Origin of the sequence: Actinomadura chibensis NBRC 106107, assembly GCF_001552135.1 — a bacterium.
Taxonomy (GTDB): Bacteria; Actinomycetota; Actinomycetes; order Streptosporangiales; family Streptosporangiaceae; genus Spirillospora; species Spirillospora chibensis.
In genome coordinates this window covers 81,088-97,687 of the sequence record NZ_BCQP01000045.1, presented here as the reverse complement: position 1 = coordinate 97,687, position 16,600 = coordinate 81,088, and the positions used below count along the sequence as shown (strand labels likewise).

12 protein-coding genes are annotated in these 16,600 nt (G+C 74.8%); 6 read left to right on the top strand and 6 right to left on the bottom strand.

Going from position 1 to position 16,600, the window contains the following annotated elements; translation table 11 throughout:
• The first annotated feature begins 116 nt into the window (after positions 1 to 116).
• Together ACH01S_RS26160 and ACH01S_RS26155 are read left to right on the top strand one after the other, a co-directional pair.
• Positions 117 to 1,073 (top strand): DUF5954 family protein, encoded by a 957-nt coding sequence (locus ACH01S_RS26160; protein ID WP_067896815.1) that lies wholly within the window; start codon positions 117 to 119, stop codon positions 1,071 to 1,073.
• Positions 1,074 to 1,234: 161 nt separating this feature from the next.
• The gene (locus ACH01S_RS26155; RefSeq protein ID WP_169809355.1) at positions 1,235 to 3,355 is read left to right on the top strand and encodes an ATP-binding protein; all 2,121 of its coding nucleotides are present in this window, start codon (positions 1,235 to 1,237) and stop codon (positions 3,353 to 3,355) included.
• On the opposite strand, the gene ACH01S_RS26150 is transcribed toward ACH01S_RS26155, so the two are convergent.
• From ACH01S_RS26150 to ACH01S_RS26140, 3 genes are read right to left on the bottom strand one after another with little or no spacing between them, the layout of a single operon-like run.
• The gene (locus ACH01S_RS26150) at positions 3,274 to 3,834 is read right to left on the bottom strand and encodes a hypothetical protein (protein WP_067896809.1); all 561 of its coding nucleotides are present in this window, start codon (positions 3,832 to 3,834) and stop codon (positions 3,274 to 3,276) included. The genes ACH01S_RS26155 and ACH01S_RS26150 overlap by 82 nt on opposite strands.
• A complete protein-coding gene (locus ACH01S_RS26145; RefSeq protein ID WP_067896806.1) occupies positions 3,834 to 5,078 on the bottom strand; it encodes a hypothetical protein in 1,245 nt (414 codons plus the stop codon). Before ACH01S_RS26145 ends, ACH01S_RS26150 begins: the two co-directional genes overlap by 1 nt.
• 2 nt (positions 5,079 to 5,080) lie before the next feature.
• Positions 5,081 to 6,205 carry a hypothetical protein gene (locus tag ACH01S_RS26140; RefSeq protein WP_067896803.1) on the bottom strand — a complete coding sequence of 375 codons (1,125 nt, stop codon included), beginning with the start codon at positions 6,203 to 6,205 and terminating at the stop codon, positions 5,081 to 5,083.
• 240 nt (positions 6,206 to 6,445) lie between these two features.
• Here ACH01S_RS26140 and ACH01S_RS26135 point away from each other — a divergent pair, with 240 nt between their 5' ends.
• The 4 genes from ACH01S_RS26135 (at position 6,446) to ACH01S_RS26125 (ending at position 12,255) form a co-directional block, all read left to right on the top strand.
• The gene (locus tag ACH01S_RS26135) at positions 6,446 to 9,604 is read left to right on the top strand and encodes an AfsR/SARP family transcriptional regulator (RefSeq protein WP_067896801.1); all 3,159 of its coding nucleotides are present in this window, start codon (positions 6,446 to 6,448) and stop codon (positions 9,602 to 9,604) included.
• Positions 9,605 to 9,760: 156 nt separating this feature from the next.
• Positions 9,761 to 9,898 (top strand): hypothetical protein, encoded by a 138-nt coding sequence (locus ACH01S_RS43850; RefSeq protein ID WP_157406313.1) that lies wholly within the window; start codon positions 9,761 to 9,763, stop codon positions 9,896 to 9,898.
• A gap of 117 nt (positions 9,899 to 10,015) precedes the next feature.
• Positions 10,016 to 10,834, top strand: a complete 819-nt coding sequence (locus ACH01S_RS26130) for an SAM-dependent methyltransferase (protein WP_067896798.1) — start codon at positions 10,016 to 10,018, stop codon at positions 10,832 to 10,834.
• 107 nt (positions 10,835 to 10,941) lie between these two features.
• Positions 10,942 to 12,255, top strand: a complete 1,314-nt coding sequence (locus ACH01S_RS26125) for a phosphodiester glycosidase family protein (protein ID WP_218010397.1) — start codon at positions 10,942 to 10,944, stop codon at positions 12,253 to 12,255.
• A gap of 59 nt (positions 12,256 to 12,314) precedes the next feature.
• Here ACH01S_RS26125 and ACH01S_RS26120 read toward each other — a convergent pair whose 3' ends face one another.
• The 3 genes from ACH01S_RS26120 to ACH01S_RS26110 all read right to left on the bottom strand — a co-directional run bounded on the left by ACH01S_RS26120 (position 12,315) and on the right by ACH01S_RS26110 (position 16,294).
• Positions 12,315 to 13,898 carry an outer membrane protein assembly factor BamB family protein gene (locus tag ACH01S_RS26120; RefSeq protein WP_067896795.1) on the bottom strand — a complete coding sequence of 528 codons (1,584 nt, stop codon included), beginning with the start codon at positions 13,896 to 13,898 and terminating at the stop codon, positions 12,315 to 12,317.
• A gap of 188 nt (positions 13,899 to 14,086) precedes the next feature.
• Positions 14,087 to 14,560: a LytR/AlgR family response regulator transcription factor gene (locus ACH01S_RS26115; protein WP_246198372.1), complete on the bottom strand. Its 474-nt coding sequence runs from the start codon at positions 14,558 to 14,560 to the stop codon at positions 14,087 to 14,089.
• A 90-nt stretch (positions 14,561 to 14,650) separates the two neighbouring features.
• Positions 14,651 to 16,294 (bottom strand): carboxylesterase/lipase family protein, encoded by a 1,644-nt coding sequence (locus ACH01S_RS26110; RefSeq protein WP_067896788.1) that lies wholly within the window; start codon positions 16,292 to 16,294, stop codon positions 14,651 to 14,653.
• Positions 16,295 to 16,600 lie beyond the last annotated feature (306 nt).

The window sequence follows — 16,600 nt, the reverse complement described above, 5'->3', positions numbered from 1 at the left end:
CCCCGGTTCATGATCGAAAAAACAATTCATAATTAACCACAGAAATGGGGCAAGCCGGGCTCGCGATATACGGAAAATCATGCGGGGAACGGGCGCGGACGGCGAGGATGCCGGGCATGACCTTCCCGCTCATGCACGGGTACGACCACATCAATGTCGTGGCCGCGCTCGATCCGGTCGCGGCGGTGCGCGACCGGGAGCTCGGCGAGCGAATTCTGGAATACCCGAAGCTGCTCCCCGCCGGGTCCCCCGAGTTCGGGCACGCCGTGCAGGAGGACGGGGAGTGGCGGATCGGGTCGCTCGGCTCGGACGACCCGTCCTCGGCCCGGTACGGCCTCGCCTTCGACCTCCGGACGGCCGCCGCCGACGAGCCCGACCCCGGGACCGCGCGGGCGATGCGCGCCGCCGCCGCGCGGCTCGACCCCGAGGAGGGCGACCAGCTCGCCAAGGACGAGTGGGAGATCGGCCCCCGCCGGTACCGGGTCGTCAGGGCGGAGAAGTTCATGCTGATCGGCGACCGGGTGATGGAGCCGCCGCGCGCCACCGACGCCGACCTCGCCGCCGACGGCCTGCTCCGCGGCCACCCGCTCGACCCGGCCGCGCCGTGCGGGCAGTGGGAGGCGCAGCTGCGGCTGAACCTCGTCGGGTACATGCCGGTCGCGGGGACCGTCCCGGACGAAGTGCGCGCCGAGGCGCGGCACGCGATCCGCACGCACCCCGGCGTCGTGCTCCTCCCGCCGACCTTCGTGGTGGTGGAGGTGGCGGGCGACGCGTGGTCCCCGATCACCGGCGGGGACGTCCCGCACGAGGCCGTCGACCGGCTCGCCCGGCACTTCACCGACCTGCTGCCGAGGCTGCGCGAGTTCCAGGGCGACCCGGCGTCCGCCGCCGAGGTGGCCGAGTGGGAGGCGCTCGCGGCCGGGGTGCGGGCCGCGACCGGGCACCGGATCCGCGTGCGGGGGCGCGAGTTCCGCACCGTCCGCGTGTCCCGGATGCTGCGCCTCGGCCGGGACGGCCCGGAGGCGCCCCGGCCCTGCGACCAGGCCCGCTACGGCCTGAACGCGGACGCCTGAGCCGGGCCCCGCGCGGCCTCTGACCCGCCCGCCTGACCGCCATTCTTACAGGCCAAAATAAACGAATTCATGCATGCTTTAATTCCGGCCACGCTATCAGCGGGTAAGGTGCGGACGAAGCGGTCCGATGCCGAGCGGGCGCTGATGGGATGGATGGGATCGTGCAGTCTCCCGACGAACCGGAAATCCGCGCCAACGAGCTCACCGGGACAATAGCGGGCTCCAGCGTCCAGGCCGGTTCCATCGCGGGCGGCGTGCATATCACCACCGGGCTCGCGGCGTCGCTTCCGCCGCCCGCGCAACTCCCGGCCCCCGGGCTGTTCGCGAACCGGCACGGCGAATTGGCGCAATTGCGGGCGCTCGCGGACGGCGCCGGCCTCGTGGTCGTCAACGGCCCCGGCGGGGTCGGCAAGACGACGCTCGCGCTGGCCTGGCTGCACCAGGTGAAGTCCGGCTACGAGGGCCAGCTGTTCGTCGACCTGCGCGGCTTCTCCGGCGCCGAGCCGCTCCCGCCGGACGAGCCGCTCGGCCGCTTCCTGCGGGCCCTCGGCACCGGCGCGGAGGCCATGCCGTCCGGCGTGGACGAGCAGGCCGCCCTGTTCAGGTCGCTGACCAGCGGCCGCCGCCTGATCGTGATGCTCGACAACGCGGTGTCGGCGGCGCAGGTCAGGCCGCTGCTGCCCGGCGCGGGCTCCTCGCTGGTCGTCGTGACGTCGCGGCGGCGGCTGTCCGGGCTGGTGGTGGACGGCGCGCGGTTCCTCGACGTCCCGCCGCTCGGCACGCGGGGCGCGCTGGAGCTGCTGGAGCGCCTCATCGGCCCGGACCGGATCGGCGCGGAGCGCGAGCAGGCCCGGTCGCTCGTCGCGCTGTGCGGGACGCTGCCGCTCGCGGTCTGCGCGTCCGGGGCCCGGCTCGCCGCCCGGCGGCGCTGGCCGATCGCCCGCGCGGTCGCCGAACTCGACGACGAGGCGCGCCGCCTTGCGGCGCTGCGCGCCGGTGAGGACGACATCTCCGTGGACGCCGTGTTCAACGCCTCCTACCAGGCGCTCGACGAGCCGCACGCGCGGGCCTACCGGCTGCTCAGCGTCCATCCGGGGCCCGACCTCGGGCTGGCCGCCGCGGCGTCGCTGCTCGACCGCGGCGCGGAGGCCGCGCGGGAGCTGCTGCAGGGCCTCGTCGAGGCGAGCCTCCTGCTGGAGGACGCCGACGAGCGGTACCGGTTCCACGACCTCGTCCGGCTGCACGCGCGCGGCAAGGCGGGCGAGCCGGGCGCGGAGCCGGACCGCGCGGCGGCGTTCGCGCGGCTCGCCGACTGGTACCTGACGACGGCGGTCGCCGCCGACCTCGCGCTGCTGCCCGGGCGCTGGCACCTCGGCCCCCGCTACGGGGCCGTCCGCCGCGAGGACGTCTTCCCCGACCGCCGGGAGGCCGTCGACTGGCTCGAACGCGAGCACCAGAACCTGTCCGCGGTGGCGCGCGCGGCGCACGCCGGCGGGCTGCACCCGATGGCGTGGCAGCTCTGCGAGGCGATGTGGCCGCTGTTCGTCCAGCGCAAGCACTACCGGTCGTGGATCCGGACGCACGAGCTCGGCCGGGACGCCGCCGCCGCGTGCGCCGACCGGCGGGCCGAGGCGCGGATGCTCGAAGGGCTCGGGACGGCCCACCTCAACCTCCGCGACACCGGCGCCGCCCGGCCGTGCTTCGAGGCGGCGCTGGAGCTGGAGCGGGCGACCGGGCACCGGCTCGGCGAGGCGTCCGCCCTCGAAGGGCTCGGCAACGCGGCGCTCGCCGACGGCGACCCGTCCGGCGCGGTGGAGCTGTTCGGCGCGGCCCGCGACGTGCACGCCGCGCTGGACCGGCCGCGCGGCGTCGCGCTGATGCGGCGGCACATCGGCGAGGCGCTCAGCGCCGCCGGACGGCACGACGCCGCCATCGAGACGCTGACCGCCGTCCTCGCCGCGTTCACCGACCTGGACGAGCCGTACCACCGCGCCCGCACACTGACCTGCCTCGGCAGGGCACGGCTCGTCGCCGGACGGCTGGACGAGGCCGCGCACGCGCTGCGCGGCGCGCTGGAGATCGCCCGCGCGGCGGGCGCGCCGCACGTGGAGGCCGACGCGCTGCGCGACCTCGCCGTCGTCGCGGCCCGCCGGGGCGACGCGGCGGCCGAGCGCCGCAACCTCGAACGGGCCCTCGCGATCTACGCCGGGCTCGGCTCGCCGCACACGGAGGCGGTCAGGGCGCGGCTCGCCGGAACGCCGCCCCCCGCCTCCGGCGCCTGACCCCGGATGACGCTGAGCCGCGCACCGGCCAGCGCGTCCAGCGGACGGCCCGAGCACACCCACAGGTGCAGCGCCGAGGCGTAGCACGCCGCGTCGCCCTCACCGCATCCGCCGCCCGCGACGGGGACGAGCCGCGCCCGCCACCCGCGCACCGCGACGACGCACTCCCGCCGCGCGGCGACGGCGACGACCAGGGCCCCGGGGAAGTCCCCCGGCGCGCCGCCGCCCGGGCGGCGGACGACCACGTCCGCGCACGCCAGCCAGGCGCGGGACGTCTCGCCGGGCCCGGCCACGAGATGCTCGTCGGCCGCCGTCCCGCAGGCCGCCGCGTCGTCGCGGACGGGCGAGCGCCACAGGTTGACGAGCAGCGGGTCCCTCCCGGGGGCGTCGATCAGGACGCCCGCCGCGCCGGAGCCCCGCCGGGCACGGAGCCCGGCGGGGTCGTCCCAGGCGCGGACGAGCGCGACGTCCGCGCCCATCACGCCGCCCGCAGCGCGGGGAAGGGCACCGAGCCCGGCATCGGGACGGGTGTCACGTCCGGCGGACGGTCCCGGTCCGGCAGCCGCAGCAGCCGGTACATCTCCCCTCGGATGAGCCGGGCGGCCTGCCCCGGACGCGAGCTGAGGTCGTGCCGGAGCGCCTCGTGCACCGGCGGCCCGTAGGCGTGGACGGCGTCGTCCACCTGCGGCGGCAGCGGCCGGTCCCAGTCGACGCGCGGCGCGACCGCGCCGAGCCGGGCGACGTGGGAGCCGGGCGCGACGCTGTCCTCGGCGAAGGCGCCGAGCAGCGCCGGGACGCCGAGCGCCGCGCCGTAGCAGGTCACCGAGCCGTGGTCGCCGATCACCCGGTCCGCGGCGACCAGCGCGGCGCGCCAGCCCTCCTCGGGCGGGAGCAGCCGGACGCCGAGCCGCCGGCAGTCGGCGTACCACGACATGACCTGCCGCCTGCTGTGCCACGTCCAGATGTGCGGGTGGAGCGCGGCGACGACCCGGTACCGGTCGCGCGGCAGCTCCGCCGCGATCCGGTCCAGCAGCTCCGGGTCGCTGCCGAGCAGCGAGTCCGGGCACCAGGTGGAGCTGACGAGCACGAGGCACTCGTCCGGCCCGACGCCGAGCGCCCTGCGGTACACGTCCCGGTACGGCACGCTCGCCATGAGCCGGTCCAGGCACGGGTCGCCGCCGACGAACGCGACCGGCAGCGCCTCCGGGCAGTCGCGGGCGAGCCCGAGCAGGTGCCGGTCGTGCGGCAGGACGACCGACGACGGCACCACCCGTCCGGCCACGACGAGCCGCTCCCGGATCAGCCCGGTGACGGGGCGCTCGGCGGGCGGGCCGAGGCCGGGCCGCCGGCCGAGCAGCTTGCCGGGCCCCGAGCCGTGCGGCACGGTCAGCACCGGGGCGTGCAGGTTCTCCAGCATCCCGTGGCTCGCCGCGACCACGAGGTCGAAGCGCGACCGGACGGCCTGCGACCACGGCATGACGAACCCGCCGAGGTCGCGGAGGAACTCGTCCAGGCCGCCGGTGAACGGCGACGCGGGCGCGGCCGTGTAGGCGACGGCGACCCGGCGGTCGCTCTCCAGCAGCGGCATGACGTCCGACAGCCGGGTCGCGGCCGTCAGGTGGTGCGCGACGGCGAGGACCGTGCGCCGCGCGGGCAGCGTCGAGCCGCGCGGCGCGTCCAGGCCGAAGGGACCGGACGCCCAGGCGTCCATCGTGCAGTCCATGCTCACCCTCCCTGGCAGGCGCGGCTCGGGCGGCCCGCCGGGCACACCGGCGCGGACGGCGTCTCCATCCGGTACGGCGGCGACACCGGGTCCGCCACCGGGATGGTGGCGGGCTGCGGCAGCCGCAGCAGCCCGTACATCAGGCGGCGCATGTTGCGGTCGAACCGCCCGGGCGCGGACGTGATCCGCTCCGCCACCGGACGGACGCGCTCCGGCCGCCACCGCGCGGCCGCCTCGGCGAGCTGCGCGGCGACCGGGCGGTGCGGGACGAGCCGGGGCGGGCCGTCCCACTCCTCTCCGGCGCCGGTGCCGGTGAGCAGGACGGGGACGCCGACGAGCGTCCCGTACCGGGTGACCGGGCCCGGCGCGCCGACGATCCAGTCGGCGGCGACGAGCGCGGCGCGCCAGTCCGCGTCCGGCGGCAGGAGCCGCAGGCCGCTCCGCAGGTGGGCGCCGAGCCCGGCGTCGCACGCGCCGGGCCCGGGCTCCGGGACGCCGAGGACGTGGTGGCCGGGCGCGACCCCGCCGAGCAGGCGGCGCACGGCGTCCCCCGGCGGGCACCCCGCGCCCGCGCACCGGGGCGTCGCGTCGGGCAGCGCGACGACGACGAGCCGGGCGCGCTCCCCCACGCCGAGCGCCCGCCGGTAGAAGTCGCGCAGCGGCAGGCTCGCCACCAGCCGGTCGTGCGTGGCGTCGCCGACCACGACCGACGGCGCGCCCCCGGCCGGACGGTCCAGGTCGTGCGCGCACGCGTACACCGCCCGCGGCCCGCGGGCGGCGGGCCGCGGCGTCCCGGGCAGGACGACCAGCGGCGCCCCCGCCCCGGCCGCCCGCGGCGGCGCGGCCACGGCGAGGCCGAAGCCGCCGCCCGCGGCGTCCCGGCGGGACAGCGGCGCCGTGCCCGCGTCCCGGAGCATCGCCTCCACGGCGGCGGCGGACGGCCCGGGAGCCGCCGCGCACACCACGCGCAGCCGCGGGTCCGCGTCCGCGAGCCGCGCCACGTCGAGGACGGGCTGCCCCGGTACGGGCGCGCCCACCACGATCAGCACTGTGCGCCGGTCGCCCGGGCCGCCCCACCAGCCCGGGTCGAACCCGGTCAGGGCCCGACGCCATTCGAAGCCGGACATCCCCGTCAATGAACCTCCTTTGACCTTGGATGCGGTAACCCGCTCTCCTCCGTCGCAGATCGAAATGACCTGCCCTCCGCATTCGAGTGTCGATCGGGGAACTTGACGAAAACTTGCAATCGTCCTGACTTGTCAAGTTGTCCGTCCCATGGTGGCCAAGTGAGGCGTGCTCGGGCCTGGCCATTCCGGACGGATGATGCAAAAATCGGCTCAGGAGGAGATTTCCACAAAGGGGCACCGGTGGAGTTCCGCGTGATAGGCCCCGTTGAGCTGTGGACCGACGGCCGGCGGCGCGACCTCGGAACGACGAAGGAACGGTGCGTCCTCGCGGTCCTGCTGCTGAACCCGCGAAAGCCGGTGCCCGCCGACTCCCTCATCCGGCGCGTGTGGGGCGACCGCCCGCCCGCCAAGGCCAAGCAGGGCCTCTACTCCTACATGGCCCGGCTGCGGGGACGGCTCGCGGACGTCGACGGCGCCGCGCTGGTGTCCAGGCAGGGCGCCTATCTGATCGACGTGCCGGACGAGTCGGTCGACCTGCACCAGTTCCGGCTGCTGCGCGGCCAGGCCAGGGCCATCGCCGAGAGCGGCGACGACGAGTACGCCCTCGACCACCACCGCCGCGCGGCCAAGCTGTGGCGGGCCGCGCCGCTCGCCGACCTGACCGGCGACTGGGCGGAGCGGACCCGGCAGACCCTGGAGGACGAGTACCTGGCCGCCGCGATCGAGCGGATCGACCTGGAGCTGCACCGCGGCAACCATTCCGACACCGTCCGGGAGCTGGCGGAGCTGGCCGAGCGGTTCCCGCTGGACGAGCGGCCGATCGGGCGGCTCATGGTCGCGCTCTACCGGTGCGGGCGCCCGGCCGAGGCCCTCGACGTCTACCGCGCCGCCCACGACCGCACCGTCGAGGAGTTCGGCACCGACATCGGGCCCGCGTTACAGGAATTGCAGCAACGGATTCTGCGCAATGATCCGGCGCTGCTGCGCGTTCCGGGGACGCAGTTGAACGTCGATCAGCGTCCGCACAATCTGCCGTACGACCAGCGCGCCTTCGTCGGCCGCGAGGAAGAGCTGCGGCGGCTGCTGACCGCGGCGCCGACCGTCCGCGAACCGGATTTCGCCGCGCCGCCGGCGGGTTCGGCGACGACCGTAATCGCCATTGACGGAATGCCCGGAGTGGGAAAGACCGCGCTGGCCGTGCGGCTGGCGCACCGGTTGGCGGGCCAATTCCCGGACGGCGCCGTCTTCCTCGAACTGCACGCGCACGACCCCCGGCAGGAGCCGGTCGACGCGGCCGCCGCGCTGGACACGCTGCTCCGCATGATCGGGGTGCCCGCGACCCGCGTCCCGCGCTCGCTGGACGAGCGGTCCGCGCTGTGGCGGTCGCAGCTCGCGGGCGGGCGGCTGCTCCTCGTCCTGGACGACGCCGCGAGCCACGAGCAGGTGCGGCCGCTGCTGCCCGCGTCCGCCGGGTGCCTGGTGGTGGTGACCAGCAGGCGGCGGCTGACCGGGCTGCACGACTCGGTCCCGCTGTCGCTGGAGGTGCTGCCCGTCCGGGACGCGATCGCGCTGTTCACGACCGTCGCCGGGCCGGGCCGCGCGGGCACCGACGCCGACCTCACCGCCGTCGTCGGGCGCTGCGGGCGGCTGCCGCTCGCGGTGCGGATGGCGGCGAGCAGGCTGCGGCACCGCCGCGCCTGGGGCGTCGGCGACCTGCTCGCCCGGCTCGGCCCCGGCGACCGGCGGCTGGACGAGCTGCGCGACGAGGGCCACGAGATCACGGCGGTGTTCGAGGTCTCCTACCGCGGGCTGCCGCCGCGGCTGCGCGAGGCGTTCCGCGCGTTCGGCCTGCACCCGGGGCCGGACCTGACGGCGCAGGCCGCGGCGGCGGCGCTCGGCCGTCCCGTCCGGGAGGCCGAGCGGGTGCTGGAGGAGCTGCTCGACCGGCACCTGATCACCGAGCCGGTCGGCGGGCGGTACCGGTTCCACGACCTCGTCCACGACTACGCGCGGCGGCTCGCGCGCGAGGTCGACCCGGCGGACGAGCGGCGCCGGACCGTCCACCGGATCCTCGACTACTACCTCGCGGCGGCGGACCGGGCGGACCGGCTGCTGTCCCCGCACCGGCCGGCGGACCGCGTCCGGATCCGCCATCCGGCCCCCGAGCTGCCCGAGTTCGCGGACGAGGCGCGGGCCGCGGCCTGGCTCACCGCCGAGCACGACTGCCTGCTGAACGCCGCCGCCGAGGCGGACCGCAGCGGCCTGCCCGCGCACGTCGCCGGGCTCGCGCACGCCCTCGCCGGGCACCTGGAGGCGCGCGGCCGGTGGGACGCGGCGGCGCGCCTGCACACCCGCGCGATCGCCGCGCTGCGCGGTCTGGACGACGCGCCCGGCACCGCCCGGGCGCTCGCCGACCGCAGCCTCATCCGGTTCCGCGGCGGCGAGTACGGCGCGGCGCGCGAGGACGCCGAGGAGGCGCTGGCGATCTACCGCGCCCTCGGCGACCGGCGCGGCGAGGCCGACGTCCTCGGCCATCTGAGCCTGGTCCACTGGCACCAGTCGCGTTTCCCCGAGGCGCTGGAGCGCTGCCGGGAGGCGCTGGACATCCGCCGCGCCGTGGGCGACCGGCACGGCGAGGCGCGCGGCCTCGACCACACCGCGATCTTCCTGGAGTACACCGGCGACCACCGGGAGGCCGAGCGGCTGCGGCTGCGGGCGATCGACATGTTCACCGAGCTGGACGACCCGCGCGGCCGGACGATGGCGCTCAACAACATGGGCGACCTGCTGCTCCGCATGGGCGACGTCGACCGCGCGGTGGACTACTACGAGCGGACGGCCGCCGCCGCGGCCGAACTCGGCCGCCAGCACCAGGCGATCTCACTGATCAACATGGCCAACGTGCACCGGCACACCGACGAGCCCGAGGCCGCGCTGCTGAATTACCGCAAGGCGCTCGCCATCTCCATGGAGATCGGCGACAGGCGCAGTTCCGTCGAGACGCTGATCGGCATCGGCGCGACCTTCCACGACATCGGCCGGTACGGCGAGGCGCTCATCCACCACGAGCGCGCATTGGCCATTTCCCGCGCCATTAGCGAACGCTATGAGGAGACCCTCGCGCTCCGCCATCTCGGGGAGACGCTGGCGGCGTCCGGCCGGTATCCGGCGGCCGTCGACCATCTGCGGCGGGCGCACGCGCTCGCGACCGAGATAGGCGTCCCGTTCGAGATCGGCAAGGCGCTGGAAGGGCTCGGCACGGCGCTGCTGCACGTCCAGGGCCAGGACGCCGCCCGCGAGCACTGGCGCCGCGCGGTCCGGGTGTTCGAGTCCATCGGCCTGCCCGCCGACGACCTCCGCGAACGTCTCGCCGACACGGACGAGATCACCGGCACCTAGACAAAAGGGACCAGCCCCCACCAAGGCTCCGACAAGCCGTCTTACCAAGGCGATGTCCATTTGCCGTACATGGGGTGACGAGGCGGGGTAATCTGGCGCACCAGCAACGGGGATCACCCCGGTGAATCACATATATGCATGGGAGACCTTTCTTCGATGACGAAGCGTCTTCTGCTGGCGGCCGCGGTCTTCGCGGCCGCCGTTGTCCTGCCCGCGGGTCAGGCGGGCGCTGCGGAGCAGGTGGACATCGCCTCCGCGCAGACCGTCAACAGGACCAAGGTCCACATGACCTGACGGGTGGCCTGGGGCCGGGTGGGTGGAATCTCCCACCCGGCCGCATCGTCCCTCGCGAAGACCGTCCGGCCGTGGGAAACTCGCGGCGACCACGACTCCCCCGCGTTGGAGGGGCCCATGACGGGGCATCCGGAGATCGACACGTCCGTCCCGCACTCGGCGCGCATCTGGAACCACTGGCTGGGCGGCAAGGACAACTACCCGGTCGACCGCGAGGTCGGGGACGAGTTCGTCAGCATCTTTCCGGGGCAGGTCGACATCGCGCGCCATTCGCGGGCGTTCCTCGGCCGCGCCGTCCGGTACCTGGCGGGCGAGGCGGGGGTGCGGCAGTTCCTGGACGTCGGCACCGGCCTCCCGACCGTCGACAACACGCACGAGGTGGCGCAGCGCGTCGCGCCCGACGCCCGCATCGTCTACGTCGACAACGACCCGCTGGTGCTCGTCCACGCCCGCGCGCTGCTCACGTCCACGCCGGAGGGCGCCACGGCCTACGTGGACGCCGACATCCGCGACCCGGACGCGATCCTCGCGAGCGCCGCCGAGACCCTCGACTTCGACCGTCCGGTGGCGCTGCTCCTGCTCGGCATCCTCGGCCACCTCACCGACGAGGAGGACCCGGAGGGCGTCCTCGGCCGCCTGGTCGCGGCGCTCGCCCCCGGCAGCCACGTCGTGATCAACGACGGCACCGACGTCGTCGGGACGCCGGGCGCGGACGGCGTCGACGAGAGCGCCCGCGCCCGCGCGATCGCCCGCTACGTCGAGGCGGGCGGCATCGCCTACAACCTGCGCTCCCCCGAGCGGATCACCGGCTACTTCAGCGGCCTGGAGCTGCTGGAGCCGGGCGTGGTCACGGTGTCGCGGTGGCGGCCCGAGCCGTCCCCGTTCGCCGAGCCGCCCGAGGTGGACGCGTTCTGCGGCGTCGCCCGCGTCCCGTGACCGGGGCAACGCGATCTTCGGGGATTGTTGAGCCGGAGATCGCCCTGCCTTAATCCGCCGCGCGTCATGATCAGCGGGCCTGGTTTCCCGCTGAGAGGAGCGTCGCGGTGCGAAGAGTGCTGGTCGGGGCGGCCGCCGCCGTGGTCGGGGTCGTCGTGGTCGGGGTCGTCCCGGCGGCCGCGGGCGCGCCGGTCGTGCCCGGCGTGCCGGGCGCGGACGGCGCCGGTTCGGGCGAGCGGCCGGACGCGCGGGCGCGGGCGCTGCCGCCGTCCGCCCGGGTCGGGGCGCTGCGGTTCACGTCGGCGAGCCGCCCGGCGCCGGGCGTGGAGTTCCGGACGTTCGAGACGACCGGCGTCGGCGGCCCGGTCGTCGGCTACCTGGTGAACGTGGACCTGAGCAGCCCGGGCGTGCGCGTGGGCCTGCTGCACCCGCCCGCGATCGCGCAGCGGCGGACGGTGTCGGAGATGGCGGAGGCCCAGCGGGCCGTCGCCGGGATCAACGGCGACTTCTTCAACATCAGCGAGACGCACCCCGGGGTGCCGCCGACCGGGTCGTCGTCCGGTCCGGAGGTGGACGCCGGGCGGCCGCTCAAGGGCGCGGTGCCGGACGGCCAGCGGTTCGGCCCGGCGCTACCGCCCGGCACGTCCGCCGAGGACGTCGTCGGGATCGCCGCCGACGGCCGGGCCCGCGTGGAGCGCCTCCACCTGACCGGCGTCGTCCGCACGGACGGCGGCCGCAGGAAGGGCGTCGAGGTGGCGCTGCGCGGCCTCAACCAGTACGCGATCCCGGTCGGGAGCGCGGGCGCGTTCACCGCCGACTGGGGCGCGGTGTCGCGGCGGCGCGCGGTGTGCGGAACGGACACCGCCCGCAACGCCCCGTGCAGCACCGACACGGCGGAGGTGACCGTCCGGCGGGGCGTCGTCACGGCGGTGGCGGGCGAGGTCGGCGCGGGCGCGATCCCCGCCGACACGGTCGTGCTGGTCGGACGCGAGAAGGGCGCGGACGACCTGCGCCGCCTCAGGCCCGGCGACAGGGTGAAGGTCGACTATGGGTTCGGCGCCCGCTATCGCTTCGCGGTGGGCGGGTTCCCGATCCTGCGGGACGGCGAGCCCCTCCAGGGCCTCGACCCGAAGGGCCCGGCCCCGCGCACGGCGGCCGGGGTGAGCCGCGACGGCCGCCGCGTGTTCCTCGTCGTGGTCGACGGGCGCTCCGCCGAGAGCGCCGGGGTGACGGTCGCCGAGCTGGCGTCCCTGCTGGACGGGGTCGGCGCCGACGACGCGGTGAACCTCGACGGCGGCGGCTCGTCCACGGTCGTCACCCGCGACGGCGACGGGACCGACGTCCGCAACGTCCCCTCGGACGGCGAGGAACGGGCGGTCGCGAACGGCATCGGCGTCTTCACCGACGCCCGCCGCCGGTAAAGGACGCGGGCGGCGCCGTGCACGACGCCGCCCGCGCGTTTCAGGGCGCGATCACTCGATCACTGGCCGAAGGCCAGCAGGACGTAGCCCTTGTCATTCGGGTAGTTCACGAACATCTCGCCGGTCAGGACGTAGACCATCCCGTTGGCGATGACCGCGCCGCCGCCGCCGGAGAGGGCGCCGCCCCGTCCGGTGCCGCCGTTGACGGTCGGGAAGTCCGCGATCGTGTCGAACGCCCACAGCACCTTGCCGGTCTCGGCCGAGTAGGCGCGGAACTTGCCGTCGCCGCTGCCCTCCCAGACGATGCCGGGCGTGCTCGACACCGCGGGCGGGTGGGCGAGCTTGCACACGTTCGGGTACTGGGCCGCGCCGCCGGTGGTGCAGCCGTCCGACGGGTTCGGCGTGCTCCAGATGACGTGGCCGTTGGCGGGGTCGATCGCGTACAGCGTGCCCGGGTTGCCCATGTAGGTGGCGACGTAGAGGCGCTGCCCGTCGAAGCTCGTCCCCCACTGGATGCCGCTCAGCCCGCCGCCCGGCATCGGGGTGGAGAGCTGGCGCTGCCACACGATGTCGCCGGTGGCCGCGTCGAGGACGTGGTAGACGCCGACCTTCTGGCCGATGCCGATCAGCCGCTTGCCGCCCGCGGTGAACACGTTCGGGGCCGCGCCGAGGTCGAAGTCCAGCGCGGTGCCGTCCTTCAGGTTCGGGCAGTACTTCTGGTCCTCGGGGGACTGGCTGTTGCACTCCCGGCGCCAGGTGTCGACGTCGGTCATCTTGCGCGTCCAGCGCTCCTTGCCCGTCGCCGTGTCAAGCGCCAGGACGGAGTCGAAGTGCCCGCCGCTGCCGGTGTAGTTCTGGCCGGTGCCGACGTAGATGGTCTTCGTCTCCGGGTCGATCGACGGGGTGCTCCACACGCCGGCGCCGGACGGCTCGTAGCGGGGCTGGCCGTTCGGCCAGGTGCCGTTCTGCTTCGGCTCGGGGACGGTGTAGTAGCGCCAGTCGAGCTTGCCGGTGTTGACGTCCATCGCGTCGAGGTGGCCGCGGAACGTGCAGCAGGCGTGGTCCTTGCCGAGGATGTTCTCGCCGCTGGACACGCCGACGTAGACCCGGCCCTCGAACACGATCGGGGAGCTGGTCGTGTTGGCGCTGATGGTGGTGTCGACGCGCTGCGACCAGGCGAGCTTGCCGGTCGCCTGGTCCACGGCGAAGAAGTAGCCGCGGGTGTCGCCGAAGAACACCTTGCCGTTGGCCACGGCGGCGCCGTCGCGGACCTGCGCCTGGCCGGTGCCGACGGTGCCGACGTTGAACTGCCACTTCACCTTGCCGGTCTTGGCGTCGGCCGCGCGGTAGATCCCGTCCGGGCCGCCGAAGTAGATCGTGTCGCCGACGACGGCGGGCTGGCTGTGCGGGGAGCCGGCCTGCTTCGGGAAGCCGAACGCCCACTTGAGCTTCAGGTTGCCGACGTTCTCCGGCGTGATGGCGCGTTCGGCCGGGTTGTAGCGGGTGCCGTTCAGGTCCTTCTGCCAGGACGGCCAGTCCGCGGCGCGCGGGCGCCCGGACGCGGCCGGCCCGGAGGCGACGGCTCCGCTCACGACCAGGCACGCGGCGGCGACCAGCGCCGCCGCACGTCTCGTGAGACGCATGTCTCGTTTTCCCTTCGGGAGCTGGACGCCTCGGGCCCGGAGGCGATCGTGGGTCCGAGGCTGGCGGGGGTGCGAGGCCCCGGGTGCGGGGCCTCAGATCATCCGGACCCTCTGGGGCCAGGAGCTTGGCAGCCCACGAGCCGACGGCCCGGGAGCGGGAGTCTTTCAGCGTGTCTCAGGGGCTGGTCTCAGGGGCTGGGCAGGGCCCGGGAACCGCGGGGGTCGCGCGCTCCCCGCGGTGCCCGGGCGTTGCGGGATGCCCCAGGCAGCACGCCCCGGACCAGCCGGTCCCGGAGCGCGCCCGTGTTGCGCCGGCTCACGGTCAACCGCGCGCCGCCGACCCGGAGCGTGCACCGCCCCGACTCGACGACCATCTCGTCGACGTGCGCGAGCGAGACCAGGTGCGACCGGTGGATGCGGACGAAGCCCGCGTCCCCCCAAGCCTCCTCAAGGGCCGCGAGGGAGACCCGGACGAGGTGGCTGCCCGCCTGCGTGTACAGGCGCGCGTAGTCGCCCTGCGCCTCGGCGTACCGGACGTCCGACCGCCGGACGAACCGGACCGCGCGCCCCAGCCCGACGGGAATCAGCTCGTCGGCGCCGTCGTCCCTGCGGTCCCCGCCTTCCCCGGACCGCACGACGACCACGATCACTGTGGCTCCCATGGCTTCATGGAATCCGCGCGGCCGGGGACGATCAAGGGGCGGGTGCGACATCTGGCACGTACGGCACACGTTGCGGCATCCCACAACAACTCACTTCTTGAACGCGACGTACTTCGACCAGAAGTCGCAGTGGTGCTGCCGCGAGATCTCCCTCGTCAGCTCGCTGTCACCGGCCGAGACCAGCGAGAGCACCGCGTTGTCGGACGTGGTGAACGGCGTCCACGCGGGCGTGCCGGGCACCTCGGGCGTCCCGGTGCGGGCGAAGCCCGTCCACTGGGAGACGACCTGCGCGGCGAGCGCCTTCTGGTTCGGCGTCAGCTCGGCCTGGTTCGGCATCGGGCTGAGGTACATGCTTTCGCTGATGTGGTAGGCGCCGTTCGGCTTCGTCTTGTCGAGGAAGAACATCGGCGGCGCGTCGGCGTTGTCGTTCTGCCACGCGTACACCTTGATCTTCTTGGCCATCCGCTGGTCGATGACCAGCGCGGGGCAGACGGAGTTGGAGTCGGCCACGATCGTCCGGTAGGCGATGAACCCGGTGGGGTCCGGGAACCGCTCGATCGGGTACAGCTTCATGACCTGGTCCGCGATCGGCCCGTACTGCTGCTGGACGTTCGTCTTGTACTGCTCTGGCGTGGTGGCGGCCGGGAGCTGCGTCTCGTCGCGGTTCACCCCGTGCATCATCACGATGTCGTTGATGTTGCCGTCGGCGAACGCCTGGCCGGGCGACTGCGGGAGGACCTCGCCGTCCACGACGGGGCCCTGGGTGCCGACGTCCGCGCCGACGCCCCGGCCGGACTGCTGGAGCAGCTTCTCCACCGGGACGGCCCGCAGGCACGCCGCCGCGTCGGCGACGTTCCCGCAGCCCACGGCCGCGGCGAAGCGGTCACCCGCCGCCTGCGCCTCGGCCTCGGTCGGCAGCTTGGCGGCGCAGTCCTGCGGCTGCCACTGGACGTCGTTGCCGAGCCGCGAGTTGTACTCGCCGCTCTGCGGGATGCCCTTCTGGAAGAGCCCCTTCGAGCCCGGCGAGACGGCGTTGGCGCACACGCTCGACCCGCCCGCGGACGCGCCGAAGATCGTCACGTTCTTCGGGTCGCCGCCGAACTTCGCGATGTTGGTCTGGACCCAGCGCAGCGCGGCCTGCTGGTCGCGGAACGCGTAGTTGCCCGCGTGCTCGCCGAAGCCCTTGTGCGCGAGGAAGCCCATCACGTTGAGCCGGTAGCGGACGCCGACGTGGATGACCGGCCCGGCCTTGACCAGGGTCTTGCCGTCGGACGGCCCGCCGAACCTGAAGCCGCCGCCGTGCAGCTCGACCATCACCGGCAGCGGGCCGGTGGCGTTCTGCGGCGCCGTGATGTTGACCTTCAGGCAGTCCTCGTTGGTGGACTGGTTGCCGAGCCCGGCCGGCTGCGCGCAGGGCTGGCCCTGGTCGGTGGCCTGGATGGGGGTCGTCCACGCCGCGTGCGGCTGCGGCGCGGCCCAGCGGAGGTTGGCGAGGGGCGGCGCCGCGTACGGGACGCCGAGCCACGTCTTGACGCCGTCGGCGATGGTGCCGCAGACGGGGCCCTTGTCCGTGGTGACGGTCGTGCCGTCCGAACACGCCGCGACCTTGGCGGCGCCTCCACCGTCGTCGGCCATGGCGGCGGGGATCGCGGGAGTGAGCGCGACCACCGCCGCGCCGACCGCCGGGAGCAGCCATCTCCGCGTTCTGCCCGGTGCTTTGCCCGGTGTCTTCATGCCTGTTTCCTTCACCGTCGGGAGCGGTTCGACGGGCGTCCGACATGCGCGCGGTCCTCGTGCCGACCTCGGCGTCGGCCGTCCCGTCGGCTGATCACCCCTCATCCTCGGTCGGGTGAGGACGGGCCTTGCCTCGGCGAGGCGGGCCGGATGAGAAGTGTTGACTCAGCGGCAGGACGATAAATCCGGTTACAGGCGGTTTGACAGGGGCAGCCGGGCCGGGCGCGGCGGGCGGCGGCGTCCACTCGCCAAGCGGTTCCAACGGGCGGTCCCCGGGAGGGGGGCTCGCGCGACCGGCCAGCGGGC